This window comes from Janthinobacterium sp. CG3 (genome assembly GCF_000344615.1).
Taxonomy (GTDB): Bacteria; Pseudomonadota; Gammaproteobacteria; order Burkholderiales; family Burkholderiaceae_D; genus Janthinobacterium.
This window is the reverse complement of the sequence record NZ_KB467824.1, coordinates 2,700,852-2,727,332: the sequence shown is the minus strand read 5'-3', so window position 1 is coordinate 2,727,332 and position 26,481 is coordinate 2,700,852. Positions and strand designations below refer to the sequence as shown.

The window sequence follows — 26,481 nt, the reverse complement described above, 5'->3', positions numbered from 1 at the left end:
GCTAGCCTTGCTGCTGCGAATACCGGGGACAAGCCCAGGCGAATTCACACAGATTCACACAGATTCAGACAGATTCAGACATATTCAGACAGATTCAGACGCACCAGGATTCAGATCTATACCAGTCGAAAAGGCACGCGTATCAATGAGCTTCCCAGACTATCTCCCGCCCGCTCGCGGCGCCACCAGCTGCGCCGGGCCGCCATTGAAGGCCTGGCCATGAACCTGTCCTGGAGCACCAGCCACAACGGCAGCACCCAGACGGCGCCCGGCAACCGGCTGCTGGGCAGCTTGCCGGCCGAAGACCTGGCGCAGTTGACGCGGCTGGCCGACACCGTCACGGTCGAGGTCGGCGACGTGCTGTGCGAGCCGGGCCAGGCGATCCGCTATGTGTATTTCCCGGCCGACAGCTTGATCTCGCTGCTGGCGGTGGCGGAGGGGCGCATGACGCTCGAAGTCGGCTCGGTCGGACGCGAGGGCATGCTGGGCGCCTCGGTGGCGCTGGGCCACGGCGTGGCGCAGGTGCGCGCCGTGGTACAGCGGGCCGGGCGCGCCGCGCGCATCGACAGCGCCGACTTTTGCGCCGAGTTCAGCCGCACCGAATCGCTACAGCGGCTGTTGTACCGGTATACCGACGCCTTGCTGGCGCAGGCGATCCAGATCGCCGTATGTAGCCGCTTCCACGTGCTGGAGGCGCGGCTGGCGCGGTCGCTGCTGATCACGCGCGACCGCCTGCAATCGGAAAAATTCCACCTGACCCACGAATTCCTCGCGCACGCGCTGGGCGTGCGGCGCGTCGGCGTGACCAAGGCGGCCAGCGCGTTGCAACAGCAAAAACTGATTACCTACAGCCGCGGCAACATTGAAATCCTCGACTCGGCCGGGCTGGAGGCGGTGTCTTGCCGCTGCTACGAGCTGGTCAAGGACGCCGGCGCCGGCGGCATGAATTGCGCTTTCCTGTAAGCATTAAAACCAATTGCCTAGCCCCCGGGCCGGACTTGAAGGCTTGCGTCTCTCGCCTTGGCGCCGGCGCTTAGCCCTCGCTTGATTCAAGCGCCCCCCGGCACGCTCATTGGACGGCATTGGGGCCGGGTTGCGCATGCGCAACCCGGCCCCAATTGTCGGATCCAGCCGGTGTTTATTTTTTGACCTGGTTGCCGATCACGCCGCCCACCGCCGCGCCGCCGACCGTGCCGGCGGTGCTGCCGCCGGTCAGCACCGCGCCGGCCACCGCGCCCACGCCCGCGCCGACGGCGGTGTTGCGGTCCTGGGCCGACATGCCGGCGCAGGCGCCCAGGCTAAGTACCATTGCCGCCGTCGAGATTGCCAGTGCCAGTTGTTTGATCGATTTCATGTTGTTGCTCCTTGGTGTAGCGCTGTAAGTAGCGCCGATAGACGTAGAGTAGGGCGCGGCCCAGCTTGAGTCTGTTCGGCAGCACACACAGTGTTGCCGCACCGATTGTGTTGTGGCGTGGCGGGCGCAGCGTCGCCCGGGCCGCTTAGCGGCCGCTGCGCGGCTTGGCGCGCATGGTCTGGCCCGGCGGCGGCGCCACCGGCTTGACGCGGGCCTGGGCCAGCAGTGCCGCGCATTCGCTGTTCTCGCCGGGGCCGGCGTTGATCAGGGGCAGCAGCGCGGCCGCCGGCGCCAGCGCCGCCAGCGCCAGCGCGCCGCCGGCGCGCATCGCCAGCACGCCCTTGTCGACGCTGACGTCGGGCTTGCTGAAGCTGCCGCGCACGTACAGCGGCGCGCGCAGCGAGAACACGCGCAAGCCCTTGCTCTGCGGGCGCAGCGTCAGGTCGAGCCGCTCGTCGGCCAGGTTGACGGTGCCGCTGACGTCGAGAATCGCCTCCTCGGTGTCGACGATGAAGCTGCGCGTTTGCATCAAGCCCTTGGTGACGACGAAATCGGTGGCCATGCAGTTGAGCTTGACCTGTTTGTCGCCGAACAGGCGCGCCAGCACGACGTTGCCGATGTTCAGGCCCATCTCTTCGAGCAGCAACTTGCTGATCGTGCCCTGGTTGATCAGCGTCTTGATCTCGCCGTTCGACGCGCCCAGCATGCCGGCCACGGAGTTGCCGGTGGCCGAGAGCTTGGCGTCGCCGTTGATTTCGCCCATGCTGGCCTGGGCCACCTTAAATTGCGGAAACAGTTGCTGCAGTTTCAGGTGGCGCGCGGTAGCCTTCAGTTCGGCGCGGATGGCGTTCGGGTTGACCTTGCCGCTGCCGTCGAGCTTGATCTCCGAGCTCAGCGTACCGCCGGCGATGTCGAAGTTGAGCGGGACCAGCGACAGCACGCCGTCTTTCATCAGCAGGTGGGTGTTGAGCTTGTTGATCGGCAAATCCTTGTCGCGCGTAATCTTCTCGGCGCGGTAGCTGACGTCGGCGTCGACGCTGGTCCAGCGTTCGGTCTTGAACGGCTCGACCGGCAACACCTTGCCCGCCGGCTGCTTCGCGTCGACGCCGCGGGCGGCCTTGCTGGCGTTCGAGTCGGCGCCGATCAGCGGGCCGAGGTCGCTAAATTGCAGCAGGCGCGAGCTGACCTCGCCGCTTAGCATGCTGCGCGGGCGCTTCGCCTCGAACGTCAGCTTGCCGGCGATGTCGCTGGCGCCCACCTTGCCGCTGAATTTGTCGTAGACCCAGCGCCCGCCCAGCTGGCCCAGCGTACCGCTGAGGTGGCCCTCGGTCGAGAAGCGCGGCGTTTCCGGCAGCACCACGCCGATCAAAGGGTACAGGCGGGCCATGCTGGCGCCGGACAGCTTCAGGCGCATATCGAGCGCGGCCAATTCGGTCGGCTTGGTCAGCGTGCCCTCGACGGCGATGCTGGTGCTGCCGACCTTGACGTCGGCGGCGATCGGGTAGGGCGCGGTTTGCTGGCGCAGCGACAACACGGCGCCGGCCTTGCCGTTGCCGCTGACGCGCTCGCCGTTAAAGGTGCCGGCCAGCTTCCAGGCCACGCCATAGGCCGGGTCGGCGTTGATGGTGTCGACGTCGGCGCTGACGTCGGCGCGCCGTTGCGCGTCGACAAGATGCACGCGGCCCTTGGAAAAGACCACGCGCTCGAGGTCCAGCCGCCACGGCGACGGCTTGTCTTGCTTGCTAAAGGTCCAGTTGTTTTGGCCGTCCGCGCGGCGCTGCAGCAGCACCACCGGCTCGGCGAAACGCAGCAGCGGAATCGAGATGGTCTTGTCGAGCAGCGCCAGCGGGTTCAGCGAAAAGGAGAATTCGCTGACGCTGGCCATGTCGGCCGGCAGCGGCGCCTTCTTGTCGGCCGTCATCGAGACCGGGTTGCCGACGTGGACGTCGCGCGCCACCAGGTGCGGCCACGGCAGGTAGTCGCGCCAGCTTTTCTGCTGCTCCGGCAGTTTGTTGCCGCCGCGCTCCCACGTCAGCGCCAGGTTGCCGCGGATCTCGAACGGGCGGCCGATGGCGTCGCCGGCGCGCTCGTTGAGCCAGGGCTTGGCGCGGTTCCAGTCGTAGTTCATTAACACCACGACGGCCACCAGCGGCACGCTGAGGGTGAAGGAGGCAATGGCGAGCGCGATCTTGGTACGGCGCGGCATGGTCATGGCGGCGGTTCTTTCTTGGCTTGGATGGAAGGGGTGCGGGCGGAAGCGGGAGAACCGTTGAAGCGCCGGCTCGGTCCTTATTCCACCGTGTGGTTTGGTTATTGATACCAAATGCTACACGAAAGCCCGGGCCGCCGATGTGCGCTGACGTACGCAAGAGCGCGCCGCGCGACGACACGCGCCCCCGGCCGCGTCGGGCCGGCCGACAACATTGCTAATTATTTAGCCTATGTGCGGCACCGTACCGAACATGGTGGTACAACAGACTATAACGTTACACATCGGCGAACAAACTTACCCCGCAACTTCGCTTAACGCTTCAAGGAGAACAACAATGACAACACGTATTCAGAAACAATTTATGTTGGCGCTGTGCGCCGCCGCCGTCGTCCTGAGCACCGGCTGCACCAGTCTGAAAACCCCGGCCACCGCCGACGTCGCGGTGTCGCGCGCGGCGGTTGACAACGCCGCCGGCGCCGGCGCCGCCGAGCTGGCCCCGGCCGAAATGACCGCCGCCCGCGAAAAAATGGCGCGCGCCAACCAGGCGCTGGCCGCCAAGGATTACAAGCTCGCGCGCGATCTGGCCAGCCAGGCCCAGGCGGACGCCAAGCTGGCGCAAAGCAAGGCCAACTCGGCCAAGGCCACCAGCGCCGCCGACGCCTTGAACGAGGACATCCGCATCATGCGCGAAGAACTCGACCGCGCCAACGCCAACGCGCCCAAGTAAGTCCCCATGAAGTAGGCCGGCGTCAGCCGGCTTATAAAAACAATACTGATCGGCGGGACCAGCGCTGATCGCACTCCAAGGAAAACACCATGAAAATCAAACAATTCAATCCCGCCCTGCCAGCCCTGTTGGCAATGGCCGTGTTCGTGGCAGCCTGCAGCTCGGCGCCGACCACCACCAGCCTGCTCGACCAAACCCGCGGCGACTTTATGGCGGCGCAGGGCAATCCGGCCGTGACCAGCTATGCGCCGGTCGAATTCAAGCAGGCCAGCGAGGCGCTGGAGCAAGCCAACGCCGCCGCCGCCCGCAAGGACAGCCAGGAAAAGGTCGACAAGCTGGCCTATCTGGCGAAGCAGAAAATCGCCACCGCGCAGGAAGTGGCCAAGCAGAAATCGGCCGAGGCTGAAGTGGGCACCGCCGGCAAGCAGCGCGACCAGGTGCGCCTGGAAGCGCGCACCCAGGAAGCCGACCAGGCCAAATTGAAAGCCGAGGAGGCGCAACGCCAGGCCGCCGCCGCCCAGGCGCAGGCGCAGAACGCCGACGCCGCCACCCGCGACGCCCAGGCCCGCGCCGCCGCGCTGGAAGCGCAACTGGCCGACCTGTCGGCCAAGAAAACCGAACGCGGCATGATCATCACGCTGGGCGACGTGCTGTTCGGCACCGACCAGGCGCGCCTGACGCCGGACGGCATGCAGACCGCGCGCAAGCTCGCCGACGTGCTGGCCAACAACCCGAAACGCACGGTGCTGATTGAAGGCTTTACCGACAGCACCGGCGGCGCCGACCACAATCTGGCGCTGTCGCAACGACGCGCCGAGGCGGTCCGCAACGCGCTGCAGGAAATGGGCGTCGCCCGCGACCGCATCGCCACGCGCGGCTATGGGGAAGCCTATCCGGTGGCCGGCAACGACAGCGCGTCGAACCGCCAGCTGAACCGTCGCGTTGAAATCGTCCTGTCCGAAGAGGGTAGCGCGATTCCGGCGCGCCGCTAAGCGGCCAAGGCGCGTCCTTGGTGGCGCGCCCCGTTTATCCCCTTCACTTTGTAAAGGATTGCCATGTCTGATACCTCAACCACGACGCCTGCCGGCATCGACGTCGCCGCGGTACGCGCCGCCGCCCAGAACCTCGACGACGGCGCCGTCACGGCCGGCTACAAGGGCCAGCGCGAAGCCGTGATCGCCATGCTGAACGGCGCGTTGGCGACCGAGCTGGTGTGTATTTTGCGTTACAAGCGCCACTACTACACCGTCAGCGGCTTGCAGAACGGCCCCGTCAAGGCCGAGTTCCTCGAGCATGCGATACAGGAGCAAGAGCACGCCGACTGGCTGGCCGAGCGCATCGTCCAGCTCAACGGCAAACCGGATTTCAATCCGGCAACGTTGCTCGCGCGTAGCCATGCCGAGTATGATGACTCTGCCAGCGTACAAAGCATGGTGCGCGCCAACCTGATCGCCGAGCGCGTGGCGATCGAATCGTACCGCCAGATGATTGAACAAATCGGCGCCACCGATCCGACGACTCGCCATTTGTTGGTGAAGATCATGGCAGTAGAGGAAGAGCACGCCGATGATATGCGGGATTTGCTTGAATAGGTTTTACGCAGTAGAGTTATTACTTTATCCATAAACTAGGAGTTAAATCATGCTGGAAAACAATATTACGACCGTCAATAACGATGTCAAAACGCTGGTGAAAGATGCCCAGGCCCTGTTTAGCGCCGCTGCCGCGCTGACCGGCGAAAAGGCCGAAGAAGTGCGCAACCGCGGTATGCGTTCGCTCGACGCTGCGCTGGCCAAGGCCGCCGAAGCGCAAGCCGGCGCGATTGTCGCCGGCAAACAAATGGCCGCCACGGCCGACGTCTACGTCAAGGAAAACCCATGGCGCACCATCGCCGCGGCGGCCGGCGTCGGCCTGCTGGTGGGCGTCATCCTGGGTCGTAAGTAATTCAACCCGGTAGGCGCGCTATGGACAAGTCCGCTGCATCGCAGGCCCCCGGCCTGATCGCCTCGCTGGCCGGCGTCACCAGGAACACGTTCGGGTTGTTGCTGTCCCGGCTAGAACTGGCGTCCTACGAACTATCGGAGGTGCGCAACCATGTGCTGCAACTGATCGTGGTGTTCGCGCTGGCGCTGGTGGCGGGTTTGTTCGCCGTCGCCTATTGCAGCGTGATGGTGGTGTTTCTGGCTTGGGAGAAGATGGGTTGGACCATCTTGCCCGTGATGACCTTGGGCTTCCTCGCCATCGCCGTCGGCCTGGCGCTGTACGCGCGCGCGCTGCTGCGGCAGGATAAGCTTTCCTTGCCGGCCACCATGGCCGAATTGAAAGCCGACCGCGACATGTTGTTGTAGGCGGCAGGCGCCGGCCTTGCCGGCGCGGCAGCACTTTGGGAGAGGGCAATGTCGAAGGACGCGAAAGAGGCAGCGCTGGCTGCCCACAAGAAACGATTAATCGCCGAGGGCGAGTTTTACCGGGTCGGCATCGTCCACGCCCGGGCCAGCGTGGCGCACGCCCTGCATCCGCAAGCGCTGCTGCATGGCGCGGTCGAGCACATGGTCGGTTACGCCGGCGCGCGGGTCGACACCTTGCTGGCGCCCGGCGGTCTGGGCTGGAAGGCGGCGACGCCGTATATCCTGCCGGCGCTGACCTTCATCGCCCGCAAGAAAATTATCAAGCCGGCGCTGGGGGTGGGCGTGCTCGTCGCCGCCGCGGTCGGCTGGCTGGTGCGGCGCAAACGCCGTACCGGCGTGGCCGGATAATGCGCAGGCGCCGTCTCGACGGCGCTTTTTTTCGCCCGGAGCATGCCGCCCGCGGTGCGGCGGCGCCGCTGGCCGGCGCCTTGGCGGCGGGCGATCCCTTACAATCGGCATCACGGTGAGCACCCTGCATGCCAACAACGGAGCAATTTTGACGACGATCAACCAACTCAATCCCGCCAACATGCGTATCGTGCTGGTCTTGCAAGGCGGCGGCGCGCTGGGCGCCTACCAGGCCGGCGTGGCCCACGCCTTGCACGATCACAAGCTGGTGCCGGACTGGATCGTCGGCACCTCGATCGGCGCGATCAACGCGGCCATTTTGGCGGGCAACCCCCCGGAACAGCGCATCGAGCGGCTGAAACAGTTCTGGGAACGCGTCTCGCACCGCGACAGCGTCGACATGAACCGCGTCAACGACGAGCAGCGCCGCTCCAACATCTGGCTGGCGACGCTCGACACCCTGTTTCGCGGCGTGCCCGGCTTCTTCAAGCCGCGCCTGTTCAGCCTGTTCCCGGCCGGCGTCGCCGTAAAACCGGAAGAGGCCAGCTACTACGACACCAGCGAACTGGCCGCCACGCTCGACGAGCTGGTCGATTTCGACTACCTGAACGCACCCGGCGGCATGCGCCTGACGGTGAATGCGCTGAAGGTCAAATGCGGCACGCTGAAACCGTTCGACAGCAGCGAGCAGGCCATTTCCGGCGACCATATCCGCGCCAGCGGCGCCTTGCCGCCGGGCTTTCCGGCGGTGCGTATCGACGGCGACCTGTACTGGGACGGCGGGCTGTATTCGAACACGCCGCTGCAAACCGTGCTGGATGATTTGCCGCACATCGACACGCTGGTGTTCATGGTCGACCTGTGGAGCGCCGACGGACCCGAGCCGACCACCCTAGAAGAAGTGCAGACGCGCCAGAAGGACGTCACCTTCGCCTCGCGCTCGAAGCGCCACATCGAAGACTACGTGACGACGCACCGGATGCAGCACAAATTACGCGAACTGTACGCGGCGCTGCCGGAGCGCGAAAAGAGCGCGTCGGACGAGGCCGAACTGGCCGCGCTGGGCTGCGACAGCACGATGCACATCGTGCGCCTGCCGTACGCCGGTCGCGACTGGCACATGGCGGCCAAGGACATCAATTTTTCGAAGGGCTCGATCGAGTGGCGCTGGGAGCGGGGCTACCAGGACGGGTTGCGGGCGATCAAGGCCGCCGGTTGGCTGGCGTTCTACAGCGAAGACACGCCGCTGGTGGTGCACGAACTGCCGCCGTACGAGCGCACCGTGAGCTAAGCGTCGGCGAAGCGACGGATTGTCGCCGGTCGGGTTAGCCGGAACGGCGTAACCCGACTGGCGTCGGCGGCGGCTCGGCGTCGCATTACGCTTTGCTAATCCGACCTACGGATGCTTCGGTCGTGTCCCGGCGCCGCCTACTGCTGCGGATGCGCATTGGCGCGCTGTTGCTGCGCGTTCGCCATATCCTGCTGGTAGGTATTGCGGGCTTCCTTCATGCAGGCGCCGCGTTCGGCGGCGGGCATGCGCTTGCACTCCATCTGTGCTTCCTGGAAGGCGGCGCCGATTTCCTTGCGCAGCGTGCGCAATTGCGCCTGGGCGGTGGTGTCGTCGACATACCAGCGCGACGGGTCGCCCGCTTGCGGCGCGGCGTGTTGCGCATGCCCCGCCGCCATGGCGAAGTAGCAGAGGGCGGCCAGCGCGGTGGCCCGAAGTGTGCGTGTGCTTGTTTGCATCATGTCTCCCCTTGTATGTGACACGTTGAATGTGACACCTTGTATGTGACAAGGGGCGCCAACGGCGCCCCGGAACCTACAGCCTGCCGGTAAGCAGCAGCAGAATCAGAATGATCACGACCAGACCGGCAACGCCGCTTGGGCCGTAGCCCCACGAGCGGCTGTGGGGCCAGGCTGGCAGCGCGCCGATCAGGGCGAGTACCAGTATTATCAAGAGGATGGTGCTAAGCATGTGATTCTCCTAGTTTGCTTGGATATTCCGGTCCGCGGCGCGTCCGGCCCGACTGTATTTAGTAACGGTAGACCCGGCCGTCGACCACGCGCACGCGGTTGCCCACGCGCAAGTCGGTGGCGTTGTCTTGCACCACGGTGCGATAGTCGCCGTTGTTCAGGCGCACGCTGATCTGATAGGCGTCTTGGCCCTGGCCACGGCTTTTCTCAATTTCATTGCCGGCTACCGCGCCGCCGACCGCGCCCGCCACCGTTGCCGCCTTGCGGCCGTTGCCGGAACCGACTTGGTTGCCCAGCAAGGCGCCGACCAGGCCGCCAGCGACGGCGCCGACGCCGCTACCGCTCGAATTGACGCGGGTGATCTGGATCGAGTCGATGGTGCCGTAGCTGGCCGAGTCAGGCTGCGACGTCGCAGAGCTGGTTTGTTGCGGGCTGGTGCTGGCGCAACCGGTCAACAGGGCGGTGCCGACGACCATTATTGCTGTTAGGGTTTGTTTAGTATTCATATTGTCCTCCTGACATAGTGTGAGCAAATCTTAGTCATTCACGTACGACGGGTCTGTGCGCTAGCGAACCTAGTTGATGGCATCTCTGTGGGCGGGCTGTGTGATCGATTTTGCAGCTGTGTAAAAATAAATTTTCTTATGTACGATACCGAACAGATGACGCCGCGCTTTCCACGTAAAACGTAAGTCATGGCACGGACGCAACGCAACATCGTCGTACGGGCCGTAAGCACTACAAGGAATTGCCGGCAGCGCGGTCGCTACAGAAACAAGCGATACTCTGCCGGCGCAGCCAAAGACCTTTGTCCGCATGCTGTGAATACCCAGTTCGGCTGTCAAAGCGAGCGGGACCGCTCAAATGAGCACTTCGATAGACCATTTCTAAGGAAAAATATTATGAATATCACTAAAAAAATCGCTACTGGCCTGTTCGTCGCTTCCCTGTTCGCTGTGGCTGGTTGCGCATCGACCTCGACCAAAGAAGGCACCGGCGAATACGTCGACGACGCTGTCCTGACCACCAAGGTCAAAGCCAGCATCTTTAATGAGCCTAGCCTGAAATCGACCGAAATCAATGTCGAAACCTTCAAAGGCACCGTGCAACTGAGCGGTTTCGTTGCCCAGCCTGGCGACATCGCCCGTGCCGGCGAAATCGCCCGCGGCGTCAAAGGCGTTACGTCGGTCAAGAACGATATCCGCGTGAAGTAATGTAAGACCGGCGCAGTGATGGCCCCCTGCCGGAGTCGCCTCCGGGAGCCCAAGCGGCTTCCGGGGCCGGCTCCGGCAACTTTTTGTAGATAGCGCGCAATCAGATGAACGTCCAGCCAACTCAAGTCCAGCCCGACCTCGCCGCCGTTGTAGAGCCGGCCGATGCCTGTCCCGCTACCCCCGCCGCCGCCGCCCCCGTTCAGCAAACCGACACGCCCGAGCTGCAAAACGCGCCATTGCGCCTGCCGCTGCACGTCAACGCGCGCGGCCTGGCGCTGGCCGTCATCGCCACCGTCACCTTCGTGTGGGGCTTGCAATGGGCGCAGAAATTCCTCATTCCTTTACTGCTGGGCATTTTCATCGCCTATACGCTGAATCCCTTGGTACGCTGGCTTGAGCGCATCAAGATACCGCGCGCGCTGGGCACGACCTTGGTCACGGTGATGATACTGGGCGGCTCGGTGGCCGTGATCGACCGGGTGCAGGGTGAATTCGAGGCCATCGTCGAAGAGCTGCCTGCGTCGGCCGGCAAGATCTCGGGCTTGATCGAAGGCATGGTCGGCGGCAAGCCCGGCATGTTGCAGAAGATCCAGGCCGTCGCCACCCAGATCGAGCGGGCCGCCAACGGCGCCGAGGCGCGCCGCGCCGCGCGGCGGGCGGAACCGGCGCCGGATCATCCGCAGTTCAAGGTATTCGACTGGGTCTGGGCCGGTTCAATGGGGCTGATCGGCTTCCTCAGCCAGGCCACGATGGTGATTTTCCTGGTGTTCTTCCTGCTGCTGTCGGGCGACACCTTCAAGCGCAAGCTGGTCAAACTAACCGGCCCCTCGCTGACGAAGAAAAAGATCACCGTTCACATCCTCGAAGACATCAATACCTCGATCCAGAAGTATATGTTCATGCTGCTCATCACCAACGGCCTGCTGGCCTTGCTGATGTGGATCGCGCTGAGCCTGATTGGCCTGGAAAACGCCGGCGCCTGGGCCGTGGTGGCCGGCTTGCTGCATATCATGCCGTACTTCGGCCCCTTGCTCATCACCGTCGCCACCGCCATGATCGCCTTCCTCCAGTTCGAATCGCTGGAAATGGTGGCGCTGGTGGCGGGCACCTCGCTGGCGATCGCCACCGTGGTCGGCACCTTCGTCGCCACCTGGATGACTGGCAAAATCGCCCGCATGAATCCGACCGCGGTCTTCGTCAGCCTGCTGTTCTGGGGCTGGTTGTGGGGGGTCTGGGGCTTGCTGCTGGGCGTGCCGGTGATTGTCATCGTCAAGGTCGTCGCCGAGCGCGTGCAGGGCATGGAAGCCGTGGCCGAGTTACTGGGCGAATAAGCAAAAAAAACCAGAGGCTCTACGCTTCTGGTTTTAAACAACCGCGCTACGCCGCCGGTATGTTCTGGTCGCGCAAGCTGCCCATCTGCAAGGCATACTGGCGCGCGAACTCGGCGCCCAGGAAAAAGATCTGCGCCGAATAGTAAACCCACAGCAGCAGCGCGATCATCGAGCCGGCCGCGCCGAAGCTGCTGGCGACGCCGCTGTTGCCAATGTAGACGCCAATCGCATACTTCCCCAGCGTGAACAGGGCCGCCGTGCCGAGCGCGCCGATGACGACGTCGCGCCACGACAGCCGCACCCGCGGCAGCATCTTGTAAATCACCGCGAACAGCGCGGCGATCACGGCAAAGCTGATCGTCGCCGACAGCAGCGACAGCAGAAACACCGCGTCGCTCCACAAACCGTTCAGGTAGTTTTCGACGATCGCCAGCGCGGCGCTGATCACCAGCGACACCATCAGCAGAAACGCCAGCACCAGCACCAGCCCGAAGGACAGCAGGCGGGTGCGCAGCGTGTCCCAGACGCCGCCCTGTTTCAGCGGCGGCACCTGCCAGATTTCATCCAGGCTGGCCTTCAGCTCGGCAAATACGCTGGTAGCGCCGAACAGCAGCAGGGCGGTTGCCACCAGCGTCGCCAGCCGTCCCTCCTTGTGGTTGCTGGCGCCGGCCAGCACCAGTTGAATCGCCTCGGCGCCCTGCGGCCCGAGCAGGCCCCTCAGCTGCCCCAGCAGTTCGCCGCGCGCCGCCTCCGGGCCGTAAAAAAAACCGGCGATGGCGATCACCAGAATCAGGATGGGCGCGATTGAAAACAGCGTATAGAACGCCAGCGCCGCGCCCTTGCTGGAGGCGCGGTGCTCAAGCCACTCCATCACCGAGCAGGTGACGACGGAGCGCATTTCCTTGACGAACGGCACGATGCCGCCGACGTCGCCGCGGCGGCTAGGGACAGATACATTCATGTGTGACCTTCCAACTAGATAAGGGGTAAAACCCGTTACGGGTGCTACCCGCCATCTTACCTATCCGGCCGCCAACGTGACGCACCCTACTGCACCCGCCGTTCAATCGTGATTTGCTCCACTTCCACCCGGCGGTTCGGCTCCAGGCACTTGATCAAGTCGGCCATCTTGCGGTCATTACAGACCACCACCGGGTTGGCCTCGCCCTTGCCGACGGCCGTCAGGCGACTCGCCGCGACGCCCTTGCCGGTCAGGTAGGTCTTGACCGCGTTGGCGCGCTGCTCGGACAGTTTCTGGTTGTAATTGGCCGAGCCGATGCGGTCGGCGTAGCCGGTGATAACGATGTTGCCCACGTCCGGCGCGGCGCCAAGGGCCGAGGCGATTTCATCGAGTTTGGGTTGCGGACCCAGCAGCGCGGCGCTGTTGAATTCAAACACCTCGGTGGCCGACAGGGTCACCTTCTCGAAGCGCTGCGGCGGCGGCGGCGGCGGTGGCGGCGCCGGCGGCATCACCACCACCACGGGCGGCGTTGGCGGCGGTGGCGGGAGCACCGGCTCGGGCGGCTTGCTGAACGCGTAGTTCAAGCCGATGGTCACATAATAATTGTTCGTCCTGTCGTGCGCGAAGGTGTCGCCGCGCAAGAAACCGCGCACGTCGCGGATGTCCGCCTGGAGCGATAATTGGTCATTGAACATGGACTGGAAGCCCACGCCGACGCTGGCATAGGGCGAGTTCTTCTGGCGCTGGCCAAAGGCAAAGCTGTTTTCCCTGTCGCGCTCGGCGCCGATACCGACCAGCAGAAAAGGCCGGAAGGACTTTCGGGAGAACAGGTACAGCGCGTCCACGCCCAGCGTGTGCTGCTGGTAGCGCTGGCCGCTCTCGCGCGAGCGGGCGTAGGTCAGGCCCATTTGCAAGTCCCATGACGGCGCGATGGCCTTGCCGAACTTCAGGCCCGCGCCGTAGCCGGTTTTATCGGCGGCGAAATTGTCGTCCGGGCGCATTGCGTTGACGCTGGGTTGGATATACCAGGAGGGGTTGATGTCCTGCGCTTGGGCCGCAAAGGCGGAACACAGGGCGGCGGCGATGGCGATTTTCTTTAAATTATTCACAAGTGGCTCCCAACGTTGATAAGAATTTTTGGTTCGACTATGCTTTAGCCAGCCCCAAAAACGATGCCGGGGTCGCTTGTCGCGGCCCCTGCACAGCTGTTGGAGCCGACCTTATGCGGACGCGTTCGAGCGCGCGCCGCCTTAGTGCGCTCGCCACTGCGTAATGTCAATTGAACGCTTGATCTGCCGTAGGAATGCACATGCAAATTATGCATTCCGGCGTTTTCGGCGTCGTGGCGCTCCTGCCGGGCGGCGCGGGTCACATTACTGTTGACTAAGGTGAACGTTATTGCAACACTGTGTGACCGGTCGGCAGCGCGAGCGGCCAGCCCCGATTCCCGTTCAATGGAGCGCCCGCCGTGACCCACACCGTGACGAAATACCTGTCGAAATACCTGAGCGCGCTGTTGGCGGGCTGCTTGGCGCTACCCGCTTTGCCCGCGCTGACGCAAACCAGCGTGGCTTCGTTCTCGCCGTCCGGCGTGGTCAAGGGCGTGCGCCAGGTGCGCGCCCAGTTCAGCGCGCAGATGGTGCCGTTCGGCGACCTGCGCCTGGGCGACCCCTTCGACGTCGATTGCGCGCAGCCCGGCAAGGGGCGCTGGGCCGACGGGCGCAACTGGAGCTATGACTTCGAACGCGACCTGCCGGCCGGCCTGGTGTGCCGTTTCACGCTGAAGGCGGGCTTGAAGGACCTGGCCGGGCAGGCGCTGGCGGGGCCGGCCGGCTACAGTTTCTCGACCGGAGGCCCGGCCATCGTCGAAGCGGCGCCGGGCGAAGGGCAGGGGCGCATCGACGAGAACCAAATTTTCATGCTGGGCCTGGACGCGGTGCCGAACGAGGCCAGCGTCGCGGCGCACGCCTATTGCCGCGCCGACGGCATCAACGAAAAAATCGGCGTGCGCCTGTTGCAGGGCCAGGAGCGCGAACAGTTGCTCGCGCTGCGCAAGAACTTCGTCGAACGCCACCTGAAGCAGTACGCCGAGGGCCGCGGCGAAACGTGGAAGGCGGCGCCGGACGGCAAGCGCGGCGCGGCGCTGCCGCTGGTGCTGCTGCAATGCAAGCGCACCTTGCCGGCCAACGCCAAGGTGGCGCTGGTGTGGGGCGAGGGCATTGCCACCGCCGGCGGCGTCGCCGCCACGCAGGCGCAAACGCTGCCTTACCAGACCCGGCCCGACTTCACCGTCAAATTCAGTTGCGAGCGCACCAGCACCAAGGCCCAGTGCATTCCCTTCCTGCCGATGCGGCTGCAGTTCAGCGCGCCGATCAAGGCGCGCGACGCCCAGGCGATCACGCTCACCAGCGCCGCCGGCAAGGTGTTCCGCCCCGCCGCCGACAAGGAAAACGAGAAGGCCGACTACGTCGACGCCGTCACCTTCGCCGGACCCTTGCCGGAGCAAAGCAAATTCACCATCGCCCTGCCGCCGAAGTTGAAGGACGACGCCGGCCGCGCGCTGCTGAACCAGGCGCGCTACCCGCTGGCGGTGCGCACCGACGAGCAACCGCCGCTGGTCAAGTTCCCGGCCAGCTTCGGCATTTTGGAGGCGCGCGGCGACCGCCTGCTGCCCGTCACCGTGCGCAACGTCGAGGCCACGCTGGCCGGCAAGAGCAGCCCGGTGCAGGGCAATATGCTGCGCCTGCCCGACGACCAGGACCAATTCATCATCGACTGGCTCAAACGCCTGTCCGGCGGCCGCTCGTGGCAGCCGGGCGCGCAGTACGGCAGCGACATGGCCACCTCGGTCTTCGCCGGCAAGGGCGCCACGCGCAGCTTCGCGCTGCCCAAGCCGGGCGGCAAGCGCGCTTTCGAGGTGATCGGCATCCCGCTGCCAAAAACCGGCTTCTACGTGGTCGAACTGGCCAGCCCGAAACTCGGCGCGGTGCTGCTGGCCAAGCCGCGCAGCGCCTACATCCACTCGGCCGCGCTAGTGACCAACCTGGCGGCGCACTTCAAGCACGGCGCCGCCTCGTCGCTGGTGTGGGTGACCACGCTCGACAAGGGCGCGCCGGTGCCGCAGGCGGCGGTGGCGGTGCGCGACTGCGCCGGCAAGCTGCTGTGGCGGGGCGTCACCGACGGCGCCGGCGTGGCCCACGTCAAGCGCGAGCTAACCGCTTCCAAATGCGAAGGCAACGAGGACTACTTCGTCAGCGCCCGCAGCGGCGGCGACATGACCTTCACGTTGTCGAACTGGGTCGGCGGCATCGAGGCCTGGCGCTTCAACCTGCCGACCGCCGAGCTGCGCGACGACAACACGCTGCTGTCGACGGTATTCGACCGCACCCTGCTGCGCGCCGGCGAGACGGTGCACATGAAGCACTTCCTGCGCCGCCACACGGCCGCCGGCATCGCCCTGGCGGCGGCCGGCAACGGCCCCGGCGGCGCCGACAAGGTGATCCTCACACACCAGGGCAGCGAACAGAAATACGAACTGCCGCTGCGCTGGTCGGGCGCCGGCGCGGCCGAAAACGACTGGGCCATTCCGGCCGACGCCAGGCAGGGCGTCTACGACGTCAGCATGGCCGGGCGCCCATCCGGCAGCTTCCGGGTCGAGGCCTTCCGCGTACCGACCATGAAGGCGCTGTTGCAGGGACCGAAAACGGCGCCGGTGCAGGCCGCCAAAATCGACCTCGACATACAGCTCAACTACCTGTCCGGCGGCGGCGCGGCGAACGCGCCGGTGAAGCTGCGCACGCTGTTGCAGGACCACAGCGTCAGCTTCCCCGACTACGACGACTTCACCTTCAGCAACGGCGACGTCAAGGAAGGCTTGACCAAGGACACCGCCGGCTTCGACGAGGACAAGGGCAATGGGGAGGAGCAAGCCGGCGAGCAGGCCGGCGGCCCGGCGCGCACCCAAAGCCTGAACCTGGACCGGGCCGGCGGCGCCCGCGTCACGGTCGACCAGCTGCCGGCGCTGACGGTGCCGCGCGAACTGCTGGCCGAACTGGCCTACCAGGACGCCAACGGCGAAACGCTGTCGGTGTCGACGCGGGTGCCGCTGTGGCCGTCGAAGAGCGTCATCGGCATCAAACCGGACGGCTGGGCGCTGAGCAAGGACGCCTTCAAGTTCCAGGTGGCGGTGCTGAACACCGCCGGCAAGCCGGTGGCGGGCGCGCCGGTCGCGGTCGATTTTTTCCAGCGTAAAACCTATTCGCACCGGCGCCGCCTGATCGGCGGCTTCTACGCCTACGAAAATTCAAACGAGGTGCTGCGCCTGGGCGCCGCCTGCGAAGGCAAGACCGACGCCAAGGGGCTGCTGCTGTGCGAAGTGAAGGCGCCCGCCAGCGGCAACCTGATCCTGCGCGCGCGCACCGTCGACGCCGACAACCGCGCCGCCGTCGCCAACCGCGAAACCTGGGTGGCCGGCGGCGGCGACTGGTGGTTCGACGCCAGCGACAACGACCGCATCGACCTGCTGCCGGAGAAAAAACACTACGAGCCGGGCGAGAGCGCCAAGCTGCAGGTGCGCATGCCGTTCCGCGAAGGCACGGCGCTGGTGACGGTGGAGCGCGAAGGCATCATCGACACCTATGTGCGGCAGTTGTCGGGGCGCGAGCCGGTGTTGGAAATCCCGGTCAAGCCGCATTACGCGCCCAACGTCTATGTTTCGGTGCTGGTGGTGCGCGGCCGCGTGGCCGGGGTGCAGCCGACCGCGCTGGTCGACCTGGGCAAGCCGGCCTACAAGATGGGCGTGGCGGCGCTGCGCGTGGGCTGGCAGGCGCACGAGCTGAAGGTGCAGGTCGCCAGCGACCGCGAGGTGTATAAAACCGGCGACAAGGCGCAGGTCAAAGTGAAGGTGGCGCGCGCCGACGGCCGCGCCCTGCCGGCCGGCGCCGAGGTGGCGCTGGCGGCGGTCGACGTCGGCCTGCTGGAGCTGATGCCGAACGACAGCTGGGAGCTGCTCGACGCCATGATGCGGCAGCGCAGCCTGCAGGTGGAAACCTCGACCGCGCAAATGCAAGTGATCGGCAAGCGCCACTTCGGCCGCAAGGCCTTCCCGCACGGCGGCGGCGGCGGCAAGGGCGGCGGGCGCGAGCTGTTCGACACGCTGCTGTTCTGGAAGGCCAGCGTCAAGCTCGACGCCCACGGCGAAGCCACGGTGCAGGTGCCGCTGAACGACTCGTTGACGGCGTTCCGCATCGTCGCCATCGCCAGCGCCGGCGCCGACCTGTTCGGCACCGGCAAGACCGAAATCCGCAGCTCGCAAGACTTGATCGTGCTGTCCGGCCTGCCGGCGCTGGTGCGCGAGGGCGACAAGTTCCGCGCCGGTTTCACGGTGCGCAACACCTCGGCCGCCGAGATGAACGTGGAGTTGGCCGCCAGCGTGCAGGGCCAGGCGCTGGCGCGCCAGAGCGTGACGCTGGGCGCCGGCCAGGCCCAGGACCTCGGCTGGAATTATCCGGTGCCGGCCGGGGTGAAAGAGTTGGTGTGGGACGTCAGCGCCAAGGCCGGCGCCGCCACCGACAAGCTGCGCGTGAAGCAGAGGGTGACGTACGCGGTGCCGGTGCGCACCTACCAGGCGACGCTGCTGCAGATCGACAAACCGCAGGCGATGGCGGTGCAGATGCCGGCCGACGCCTTGCCCGGTCGCGGCGGCGTGCAAACGCTGCTGAGCGCGCAACTGGGCGGCGACCTGCCGGGCGTGCGCGAGTACATGAGCGCCTACCCGTACAGCTGCTTCGAGCAAAGCACCTCGAAGGCCATCGCGCTGGGCGACGCGGCGATGTGGCGCGCGCTGGTGGCGGCCTTGCCGGCCTACCTCGACGGCGACGGCCTGCTGAAGTACTTCCCGATGATGAACCAAGGCAGCGACAGCCTGACCGCCTACGTGCTGTCGGCCACGGCGGAGGCGGGCTACGCGATTCCCGAACAGGCCAAGAACCGCATGGAGGAGGCGCTGGCCAACTTCGTCCAGGGCCGCGTGCTGCGCTATTCGGCTATGCCGACGGCCGACCTGGCGGTGCGCAAGGTGGCCGCGCTGGAAGCGCTGTCGCGCTCGGCCAAGGTGGCGCCCGACGCGCTGGAATCGTTCGCGGTCGAGCCGAACCTGTGGCCGACGTCGGCCGTGATCGACTGGTATCTGGTGCTGCAACGCACGCCGCAACTGGCGCGGCGCGACGCCCTGCTGGCCGAGGCGCAGCAAATCCTGCGCGCGCGCCTGAACTTCCAGGGCACCACGATGGGCTTCTCGACCGAGCGGCGCGACAACTGGTGGTGGCTGATGGTGTCGGGCGACGTCAACGCCAACCGCCTGTTGCTGGCGGTGCTGGACAACCCGGGCTGGAAGGACGACATCGGCCGGCTGGTGCGCGGCGCGCTGGGGCGCCAGCACAAGGGCCGCTGGGATACCACGGTGGCGAACGCCTGGGGCACGCTGGCGATCCGCAAATTCTCCGACAAGTTCGAGTCCGAGGCCGTCGGCGGCAGCACCAGCGTGACGCTGGCCGGCGCCGAGAAGACGCAGAAGTGGAGCGCACCTGGCGCCGCCATCCTACAGGCTTGGCCGCGCGGGGCCGGCGAGCTGAAAATAGCCCATACCGGCACCGGCAAGCCGTGGGCGACGGTGTCGAGCCTGGCGGCGATTCCGCTCAAAGCGCCGCTGTCCAGCGGCTATACCATCGTCAAAACCATCACCGCGGTCGAACGCAAAACCGCCGGCGTCTGGTCGCGCGGCGACGTCTACCGGGTGCGCCTGGACCTGGAGGCGCAGGCCGACATGACCTGGGTGGTGGTCGACGACCCGATTCCGGCCAGCGCCAGCGTACTGGGCACCGGCCTCGGGCGCGATTCGCAGATGCTGAGCGCCGGCGAGAAGCGCAGCGGCTGGGTCTGGCCGGCCTTCGAGGAGCGCACGTTCGAAGCCTTCCGCGCCTATTACGAGTTCGTCCCGAAGGGGAAATGGAGCGTCGAATACACGGTGCGGCTGAACAACGCCGGCGACTTCAACCTGCCGGCCAGCCGGGTCGAGGCGATGTACTCGCCCGAGATGTTCGGCGAAATCCCGAACGCCGTGTTAAAGGTCGGGCAATAGCATGGCGCGTGTTTGCATCATGGCGGCGATGGCGATGGCGCTGGCGCTGGGCTTGAGCGCGGCGGCGCTGGCGGCCGACGACGCCCCCCTGACGCCCGGCCAGGTCAAGGCGGCCTACCGCAGCTCCGAGGCGCAACTGCTGGACCGGCACGGCGAGGCGCTGAAATCGCTGCGGGTCGACATGAAGGCGCGCCGGCTGCCGTGGGTGGCGCTGGCCGACATCTCGCCGGCGCTGCGCGCGGCCGTGCTGCTGGCCGAGGACCAGCACTTCATGCAGCACGGCGGCGTCGACCTCGGCGCCATGGGCAAGGCCGCCTGGGACAACCTGTTCCAGCGCCGCCCGCGCGGCGCCTCGACCATCACGATGCAACTGGCCGGGCAGCTCGACGCCGACCTGCGCGCCAGCAGCGCCGGGCGCAGCTGGGGCCAGAAATGGGACCAGATCCGCGCCGCGCAGGCCATCGAAGAGGGCTGGAGCAAGGCGCAAATTATGGAAGCCTACCTGAACCTGGTGTCCTTCCGCGGCGAATTGCAGGGCATCGGCGCGGCCTCGCACAGCCTGTTCGGCAAGGCGCCGTCGGGGCTGAACCAGACCGACTCGGTGATCCTGGCCAGCCTGGTGCGGGCGCCGAACGCGCCGGCCAAAACGGTGGCGCGGCGCGCCTGCGCGCTGGCCAAGGAAAGCAAAATGGACAGCAGCTGCCGGCTGATCGAGGCGCGCGTCGACACCGCGTTGCAGCGCACCGCGCTGTACGCCGAGCTGCAACCGGCGCCACAGGTGGCGCAACAACTGCTGAAGAAGCCGGGCGAGGCGGTGCGTAGCACGCTCGACGGCGCGTTGCAGCGCTTCGCGCAAAACGCGCTGCGCCAGCAACTGGGCGCGCTACGCGAGCGCAACGTCAACGACGGCGCGCTGGTGGTGCTGGACAACCGCAGCGGCGACATCCTCGCCTACGTCGGCAACGCCGGCGCCAGCGACGTCGACGGCGTGGCGGCGCTGCGCCAAGCCGGCTCCACCCTGAAACCCTTCCTGTACCAGCTGGCCATCGAACGGCGCCTGATCACCGCCGCCTCGCTGCTGGACGACGCGCCGATCGACATTTCGACCGACGCCGGCCTGTACACGCCGCAAAACTACGACCGCCAATTCAAGGGCTACGTCAGCGCCCGCACCAGCCTGGCCAGCTCGCTCAACGTGCCGGCCGTGCGCACGCTGCTGCTGACGGGGCTGGACGGCTTCTACAACCGGCTGCGCGACGTCGGCCTGAGCAGCTTGAGCGAATCGGCCGATTACTACGGCTACTCGCTGGCGCTGGGTTCGGCCGAAGTGAGCCTGCTGGAACTGAGCAACGCCTACCGCACGCTGGCCAACGGCGGCCTGGCCGGCAGCACCAGCCTGCTGCCGCGCGCGCCGGAGCGGCCGCGCCGCGTGCTCGACGCCGGCGCCGCCTACATCGTCGGCGACATCCTGGCGGACCGCGCCGCGCGCAGCCTGACCTTCGGCCTGAAGAACGAACTGGGCACGACGTTCTGGAGCGCCGTCAAAACCGGCACCAGCAAAGACATGCGCGACAACTGGTGCGTCGGCTACTCGGAGCACTACACGCTGGGCGTCTGGGTCGGCAACTTCGACGGCAAAGCGATGTGGGACGTCTCCGGCGTGACGGGCGCGGCGCCGGTGTGGCGCGACGTCATGGACTACCTGCACCGGCAGCGGCCGAGCCGGGCGCCGGCGGCGCCGCGCGACCTGCTGCGCCAGCGCGTGGCCTACCAGCCGGCGCTGGAACCGGAGCGCAGCGAATGGTTCATCCGCGGCACCGAAAGCGCCGTCGTCGCGCTGGTCGGCGACAGCCACAGGCCGCCGAAAATCCTGTACCCGGGCGACAGCAGCATCATCGCCATCGACCCCGACATCCCCGAGGCGATCCAGCGCGTGTTCTTCCAGGCGCAGGCGGGGCAGGGCCTGCGCTGGACCTTGGACGGCGCCGAGCTCGGCCCGGCCGGCGCCGCGCTGGCGTGGCGGCCGGTACCGGGCGAACACAAGCTGGCGCTGCTCGACGCACAGGACAAGGTGGTGGCCGCCAGCCGCTTCCAGGTGCGCGGCAACCCGCTGCCGCCGGACGCGTCGGCGCAATAGCCGATGCGCAGCGCCTCGACAAAGCAGCAGAATGAGCAGCAGAATGCGCCGCCAAAACGGAAAAACGGCCGTGTGCGCTGCCGCAGCCCGCAGCCTCATACCGAGGTCAGGGGGCGATTTCAGATTCCAAGCGCAACACTAGGTTAATTCACAGTGTCCGTGGGATGTTGCAGTAATTCGATGTGCTGAGTATAAACGACCAGCGGCGATTCAAATCCAAGCCGCGCCCTTGGTCGTGTGTTGAGCGATAAAGCGATGGCGTCGAGCTCGTCTTGGGAGTAGATCGACAGGTCGGAACCCTTGGGCATGTACTGGCGTAGCAAACCGTTGGTGTTCTCGTTCGAGCCGCGTTGCCAAGGGCTGTGTGGATCGGCGAAATAGATCTGCACGCCAGTGCGCTCGGTCAGGATTTTATGGCCGTGCATCTCGCGGCCCTGGTCGTAAGTCATGCTCTTGCGCATCGCCGCCGGCTCGCGGTTGAGCACGACGGAGAAGCTGTCGACGACGGCCTTGGCGGTCGCGTTGTCCATCTTGGCGAGCACCACGAAGCCGGTCGTGCGTTCGACCAGCGTGCCGACCGACGAGCGGTTGCCGGCGCCCTTGATCAGGTCGCCCTCCCAATGGCCGGGGATGATGCGATCCTCGATCTCCGGAGGGCGGATATGGATGCTCTGCATGTCCGGAATCTGCCCGCGCCGGTCGGTTCCCCGGCTGCGTGGTTTGCGCACCTGGTTATGGTGGCGCAAACAGGCGATCAGTTCGCGTTTCAGTTCGCAGGGCGGATGCAAATAAATGGCGTTGTAGGTGGTTTTGTGGGACACGGATTTTTCAGGATTGTCGGGCCAAAGAAGCCGTAGTTTGCGCGCAATCTGCTGCGGCGACCAGACCAGTTTCAGTTGGTGCCGGACGACTTGGAACAAAACGCCGTCGGTGCGTAGTTTCGGCACGCGGCGCGGCTGCAAACGGCGTGCATGGCATTGCGCATGCGCCAGATTGGCGTCATAGATGCCGGTGCCACTACTGCGTTTGATCTCGCGGCTGATCGTGCTGGCGGAACGGCAAAGGCGTTTGGCAATGGAACGGATGGAGCACAGATCATCGCGCATGGTCATGACGACTGCGCGATCTTGAGTGGTCAGATGGTGATAATTTCTTGGCATGGCAGCACCTTACAGCAGTAGGTGTTGCAGTTGGTCTTTGAGACTGCCCAGCTATAAAAACTCTTGAAAAGGGTGATCTTTAGGTCATGTCGTTATACATAAGTCAGCCCAGCCCGTCGCGGAGCGAGCGTAGTGTCTCGGCGGCAGCGAACACTTGATCAAGCCCGCGCCAGATTGTCTTGGCGCCCGGCTCGCCGTCGCTCTTGCGGCCGAGGAATCCGCCCAGCTGCGCAATCAGTCGCACAACCTCATTCAATGTCGGTGGATTGGCGGGCATCTTTTTCTTGGTCAATAGGTAGGCGCCGCGGATCTCGTCGGGATCGAAGAACAGCGATGCGTCCAGGTCTGGGCACGTTCGTCCCTTGCGCATCAGATACGTCACGCGCCAAGCTACCACCATGAACAAGGCCAAGGCACGCTCGAGGCGCTCAAAGCTCGACAGCTGTAGCGCCTCGACTTCGCAGCCGTTTTTCAGAACATGGAAATAAATTTCTATTTCCCAGCGCGCCCGATACCAGTTGATCAGTTCGACCGCTTGTTCTTGCGACGCGACGGTGCGGTTCGTCAGCAAACGCCATTCGATTGGCTTGACGCCAGCGGGCGCCCCTACTTCGCGCGCCACGACACAGGTGACGGTGATGCGCCCCTTGTTCCCATCCTTGATCTCGACCTCGCGCGCCCACAGTTGCTGGCGCACGGCACGCCCCTTCTGGTTTTCCCGCGAGCCGACGGCGAACGCGATCTCGCCCAGCGGCGCCCCTGCCGTCGTCGCCTCCCACAATTTGGCGCCATCCTCGTCGGGCAGGCAGCGGTTATGCTTGGCCCGCACCAGCCAGTCGGCCGGGGTGCCCAGATCGCGGGCGCAGCGCATCATTTCCACCATGTCCGCTTCGCGGTCGGCCACGTACACCAGTCGCGTTTCCGGCATTTTCGCCGCTATCTCCGCCACGCGCTGGTAGCCTTCAACCCAGCGCTTGCTCTCGATCAGGCCCGACCTGACGCCATCGGCGCCGCGCTTCTCGCGCGCCCACATCCACGCGTCGAGCACGCCAAGGGGCTCGCGCTGCGCCGTGACCACGTAAGTCGGGTGCAGGTACATGCCGCGCCGCGCTTCGTAATTGAGCGGCCCGAGCCCGTCGATCTCCTGTCCGTTGAAATCGAGCTCCGTTGAATCCTGGATGCACAACACCACCGGCTGAGCGCGCATGCGCTCCTCGGTACGCTCCCAGTGCGGGGCAAGTATGGCTTCCCATTCCACTTCGGCATTGCCCAAGAAGCGGTAGGCCGCGCAGGTTTCGCCCCAGCTATCACACGCATCCGGGATGCTGGCCGTCGGATTGGCCGAAAATCGTTCCATCATTCGCTTCGCCCTCTTGTTGAGGCGGGCATCGCCAAGATCCAGTCCCGCGAATTCTTGTTCCGTCCACTGTTGTGCTACCTTGGTCACGCGTCCGCCGAAATTCCGAGAGTAAACGCGAATTCGGCAAAGTTTACAACCCCTCTGCGCAACCCATTGAATGTAAACGGTTTTTCGGGGGCGTGTTAGTCGGCGCGGGAGATGTGTATAACGCTATGTCTTTAGGTTAACCTACGATTTTCACATTTATAGCTCTCGGCCCTTTTCCACCGGGAGTGTCTTCAACGTCGAATTCAAGTTGGCTACCCTCTGCAGCGTCAACATCTTTATGGTTTACAAAATCGTGATACCAAACAAATACATCCTTTCCAACTGGACGTGTAATAAATCCAAATCCTTTTGTTGGGTCGTAAACTTTTAATATGCCATAGTTCTTAGCCATTTAATTCTCTCATTGTTGCTTGAGGTCTAATCGCATTCAGATAAATTTGCAATTTCTTGGCCAATATGGGATCGGTTCTCTTGACTATTGAAACCTTATGTTGAAATTCATAAAATATCTTCAAGCTTCCAAGGTCATTCTTTACTCTTCCTTTGGCGTAAAACTTACGCACCACGACACTTATCCTGTGACAATATTGCGGGGAGAACTGAGGTTCAATTGAATTCAATATATTTCTGAGTCGAATTGCTCGCGTGTGACCTAACCGCTGCAACAGAGCAACTTTACCAGAGCAAGTCGCATGAATTGCATGGTATTTTGGATTGAAAATCATATCCGGCTCCGATGCCATGTGCGTTGCTGCGATAACTCCGTGCGATATTTCTGCCCGTTTTTCTTTGAGAAGCTTAGGTGCCCCGCGATTCAACCACAGACCTGTTATAAGCATTAAGTGTTCGGGGTCACGCTTAGAAAAAATGTTTTTCTTTTTTGGGTGTAAAGTATAATTGTAATGTTGAAGCATTCCAGCTACATCTTCAATAATTTTCGTAACCAACTTCTCTGGGATGCGTGTTTTTGAACTAATCGTCATATCATCGATGAGTCGCGTGTATATCAGGCCACGTCCTTCAAATCTTGACACAAGCCGACATTCTTTCTCCCACATTACTAAATTTGAGATGTAAGAACTGGTAGGCGCACCTTGCGGCAATAAACCGTTGAGCGTGACAATACTTGCTAATAGCGCACTAACTTCGTTGGGGAAATTCAGTAAATTTCTGAATATATTCTCAACTTGAGCCGTTGTTATTGACGGAAAGAATCCTTTAATATCCAACGTTATCGCGGTTTCAGACTTGCAATGCTGCGAGGCATTTGTTACAAAGTCGCGAGGGTCGATGGTTTTGATTCCACCATGTAGATAAGAAGGAAATTTGACGTGCGAGAAAATTCTGGTGTTTATTCTCTTCTGCAAAGTCTTTAAGTGAGGTTTTGGTTCGGACAACTCTCGATCCTTACCTTTTACCGACTTTACAAACTCCGTATAATAATCTGTCGTGCGGTTACTTACGCTCCGTAAAAAACTCTCTGTAAAGCCAAGAGCCGTAGCAAGTTTTGCTATAGAACCAATAGGTTTGGCAGAATAAAAGATTTTATGCGTTGTCATGGGAAAATCAGTGGAAAGGTGTTAACTATCGGGGCCGTTGCAGAGCGTAGCTATGCAGCGAACCACGTTTACAATAAGAGAACTGTTATTAATTAAAAAAACTACCAATTTTCTTATGTTGCCAGCGCAGGCGGGTTTGTCAAGTTGGAGAATCTCCCGATTCACCATCTTCAAGTTCAAAACTGCGTTTTTTACCTTTGGTTTTTTTCTCTTTTTCATGAGAGTACCTTTCGTCTAGTTGATCGCGGCCAAAAGACGCGATAGTGATGACAACATCACTGCCTAATATCTAGATTACTTAGTATCGAAAGCAAAAACCTCGCGCTGCAACCCTTTCCACGTCATTATGCTTAACTAAGGTAGACCCTTAGTGCTGCGCCGAATCTTCGAGGTGTCACTACTGCGATGACGCCCCAAGGCCCCGGTCGTGATCATTTCTCTAAACTTCTAGATGATGATCGTTTACGATTATTTGTAAACGCGGATCATTCGACCATGCTGGTAAAAACTTGAACACCCTCAGATATCCATCTGATGTTGCAAATCA

23 protein-coding genes are annotated in these 26,481 nt (G+C 63.8%); 12 read left to right on the top strand and 11 right to left on the bottom strand.

Features of this window, described 5'->3' with window-relative positions; translation table 11 throughout:
- The first annotated feature begins 219 nt into the window (after positions 1-219).
- Positions 220-963 (top strand): Crp/Fnr family transcriptional regulator, encoded by a 744-nt coding sequence (locus JANGC3_RS0111860; RefSeq protein ID WP_017876709.1) that lies wholly within the window; start codon positions 220-222, stop codon positions 961-963.
- A gap of 175 nt (positions 964-1,138) precedes the next feature.
- On the opposite strand, the gene JANGC3_RS0111855 is transcribed toward JANGC3_RS0111860, so the two are convergent.
- Both JANGC3_RS0111855 and JANGC3_RS0111850 read right to left on the bottom strand, forming a co-directional pair.
- On the bottom strand, positions 1,139-1,354 hold the full coding sequence (locus tag JANGC3_RS0111855) for a glycine zipper 2TM domain-containing protein (RefSeq protein WP_017876708.1): 216 nt from the start codon (positions 1,352-1,354) through the stop codon (positions 1,139-1,141).
- Positions 1,355-1,499: 145 nt separating this feature from the next.
- Positions 1,500-3,566, bottom strand: coding sequence for an AsmA family protein (locus tag JANGC3_RS0111850; protein WP_017876707.1), 2,067 nt, complete (start codon positions 3,564-3,566; stop codon positions 1,500-1,502).
- A gap of 361 nt (positions 3,567-3,927) precedes the next feature.
- Between JANGC3_RS0111850 and JANGC3_RS0111845 the strand changes: the two genes are divergently transcribed.
- From JANGC3_RS0111845 to JANGC3_RS0111815, 7 genes are all read left to right on the top strand, one after another.
- The gene (locus tag JANGC3_RS0111845; protein ID WP_017876706.1) at positions 3,928-4,293 is read left to right on the top strand and encodes a DUF4398 domain-containing protein; all 366 of its coding nucleotides are present in this window, start codon (positions 3,928-3,930) and stop codon (positions 4,291-4,293) included.
- Positions 4,294-4,382: 89 nt separating this feature from the next.
- On the top strand, positions 4,383-5,285 hold the full coding sequence (locus tag JANGC3_RS0111840) for an OmpA family protein (RefSeq protein WP_017876705.1): 903 nt from the start codon (positions 4,383-4,385) through the stop codon (positions 5,283-5,285).
- 63 nt (positions 5,286-5,348) lie between these two features.
- Complete coding sequence (locus tag JANGC3_RS0111835) at positions 5,349-5,885, top strand: ferritin-like domain-containing protein (protein ID WP_017876704.1); 537 nt, start codon at positions 5,349-5,351, stop codon at positions 5,883-5,885.
- Positions 5,886-5,934: 49 nt separating this feature from the next.
- Positions 5,935-6,237 (top strand): DUF883 family protein, encoded by a 303-nt coding sequence (locus tag JANGC3_RS0111830; protein ID WP_017876703.1) that lies wholly within the window; start codon positions 5,935-5,937, stop codon positions 6,235-6,237.
- 20 nt (positions 6,238-6,257) lie between these two features.
- Positions 6,258-6,641, top strand: coding sequence for a phage holin family protein (locus JANGC3_RS0111825; protein ID WP_017876702.1), 384 nt, complete (start codon positions 6,258-6,260; stop codon positions 6,639-6,641).
- A gap of 48 nt (positions 6,642-6,689) precedes the next feature.
- A complete protein-coding gene (locus JANGC3_RS0111820; RefSeq protein WP_017876701.1) occupies positions 6,690-7,049 on the top strand; it encodes a hypothetical protein in 360 nt (119 codons plus the stop codon).
- Between the two features lie 181 nt (positions 7,050-7,230).
- Entirely contained in the window at positions 7,231-8,340 is a 1,110-nt protein-coding gene (locus JANGC3_RS0111815; RefSeq protein WP_051068376.1) for a patatin-like phospholipase family protein, read from the top strand.
- 137 nt (positions 8,341-8,477) lie between these two features.
- On the opposite strand, the gene JANGC3_RS29155 is transcribed toward JANGC3_RS0111815, so the two are convergent.
- The 3 genes from JANGC3_RS29155 to JANGC3_RS0111800 all read right to left on the bottom strand — a co-directional run bounded on the left by JANGC3_RS29155 (position 8,478) and on the right by JANGC3_RS0111800 (position 9,532).
- Positions 8,478-8,798: a hypothetical protein gene (locus tag JANGC3_RS29155; RefSeq protein WP_017876699.1), complete on the bottom strand. Its 321-nt coding sequence runs from the start codon at positions 8,796-8,798 to the stop codon at positions 8,478-8,480.
- Between the two features lie 73 nt (positions 8,799-8,871).
- On the bottom strand, positions 8,872-9,027 hold the full coding sequence (locus JANGC3_RS31515) for a DUF3309 family protein (RefSeq protein ID WP_017876698.1): 156 nt from the start codon (positions 9,025-9,027) through the stop codon (positions 8,872-8,874).
- A 58-nt stretch (positions 9,028-9,085) separates the two neighbouring features.
- Positions 9,086-9,532 carry a glycine zipper 2TM domain-containing protein gene (locus JANGC3_RS0111800; RefSeq protein WP_026132874.1) on the bottom strand — a complete coding sequence of 149 codons (447 nt, stop codon included), beginning with the start codon at positions 9,530-9,532 and terminating at the stop codon, positions 9,086-9,088.
- Positions 9,533-9,928: 396 nt separating this feature from the next.
- Here JANGC3_RS0111800 and JANGC3_RS0111795 point away from each other — a divergent pair, with 396 nt between their 5' ends.
- Together JANGC3_RS0111795 and JANGC3_RS0111790 are read left to right on the top strand one after the other, a co-directional pair.
- Entirely contained in the window at positions 9,929-10,240 is a 312-nt protein-coding gene (locus JANGC3_RS0111795; RefSeq protein WP_017876696.1) for a BON domain-containing protein, read from the top strand.
- Positions 10,241-10,476: 236 nt separating this feature from the next.
- Positions 10,477-11,571: an AI-2E family transporter gene (locus JANGC3_RS0111790; protein ID WP_017876695.1), complete on the top strand. Its 1,095-nt coding sequence runs from the start codon at positions 10,477-10,479 to the stop codon at positions 11,569-11,571.
- Between the two features lie 46 nt (positions 11,572-11,617).
- On the opposite strand, the gene JANGC3_RS0111785 is transcribed toward JANGC3_RS0111790, so the two are convergent.
- Positions 11,618-12,532, bottom strand: coding sequence for a YhjD/YihY/BrkB family envelope integrity protein (locus JANGC3_RS0111785; protein ID WP_017876694.1), 915 nt, complete (start codon positions 12,530-12,532; stop codon positions 11,618-11,620).
- Between the two features lie 86 nt (positions 12,533-12,618).
- Positions 12,619-13,641: an OmpA family protein gene (locus JANGC3_RS0111780; RefSeq protein ID WP_017876693.1), complete on the bottom strand. Its 1,023-nt coding sequence runs from the start codon at positions 13,639-13,641 to the stop codon at positions 12,619-12,621.
- A 359-nt stretch (positions 13,642-14,000) separates the two neighbouring features.
- Here JANGC3_RS0111780 and JANGC3_RS0111770 point away from each other — a divergent pair, with 359 nt between their 5' ends.
- The gene (locus JANGC3_RS0111770; RefSeq protein WP_017876692.1) at positions 14,001-19,670 is read left to right on the top strand and encodes an Ig-like domain-containing alpha-2-macroglobulin family protein; all 5,670 of its coding nucleotides are present in this window, start codon (positions 14,001-14,003) and stop codon (positions 19,668-19,670) included.
- 1 nt (position 19,671) lies between these two features.
- The gene (pbpC, locus tag JANGC3_RS0111765; protein ID WP_157406579.1) at positions 19,672-21,807 is read left to right on the top strand and encodes a penicillin-binding protein 1C; all 2,136 of its coding nucleotides are present in this window, start codon (positions 19,672-19,674) and stop codon (positions 21,805-21,807) included.
- Between the two features lie 143 nt (positions 21,808-21,950).
- On the opposite strand, the gene JANGC3_RS0111760 is transcribed toward pbpC, so the two are convergent.
- The 4 genes from JANGC3_RS0111760 to JANGC3_RS31505 form a co-directional block, all read right to left on the bottom strand.
- The gene (locus tag JANGC3_RS0111760; protein ID WP_026132873.1) at positions 21,951-22,967 is read right to left on the bottom strand and encodes an IS30 family transposase; all 1,017 of its coding nucleotides are present in this window, start codon (positions 22,965-22,967) and stop codon (positions 21,951-21,953) included.
- A gap of 103 nt (positions 22,968-23,070) precedes the next feature.
- A complete protein-coding gene (locus tag JANGC3_RS0111755) occupies positions 23,071-24,414 on the bottom strand; it encodes an IS4 family transposase (RefSeq protein WP_017875972.1) in 1,344 nt (447 codons plus the stop codon).
- 136 nt (positions 24,415-24,550) lie between these two features.
- Positions 24,551-24,766 (bottom strand): cold shock domain-containing protein, encoded by a 216-nt coding sequence (locus JANGC3_RS31510; RefSeq protein WP_081611833.1) that lies wholly within the window; start codon positions 24,764-24,766, stop codon positions 24,551-24,553.
- On the bottom strand, positions 24,759-25,934 hold the full coding sequence (locus JANGC3_RS31505; protein WP_081611832.1) for a reverse transcriptase family protein: 1,176 nt from the start codon (positions 25,932-25,934) through the stop codon (positions 24,759-24,761). Before JANGC3_RS31505 ends, JANGC3_RS31510 begins: the two co-directional genes overlap by 8 nt.
- Positions 25,935-26,481 lie beyond the last annotated feature (547 nt).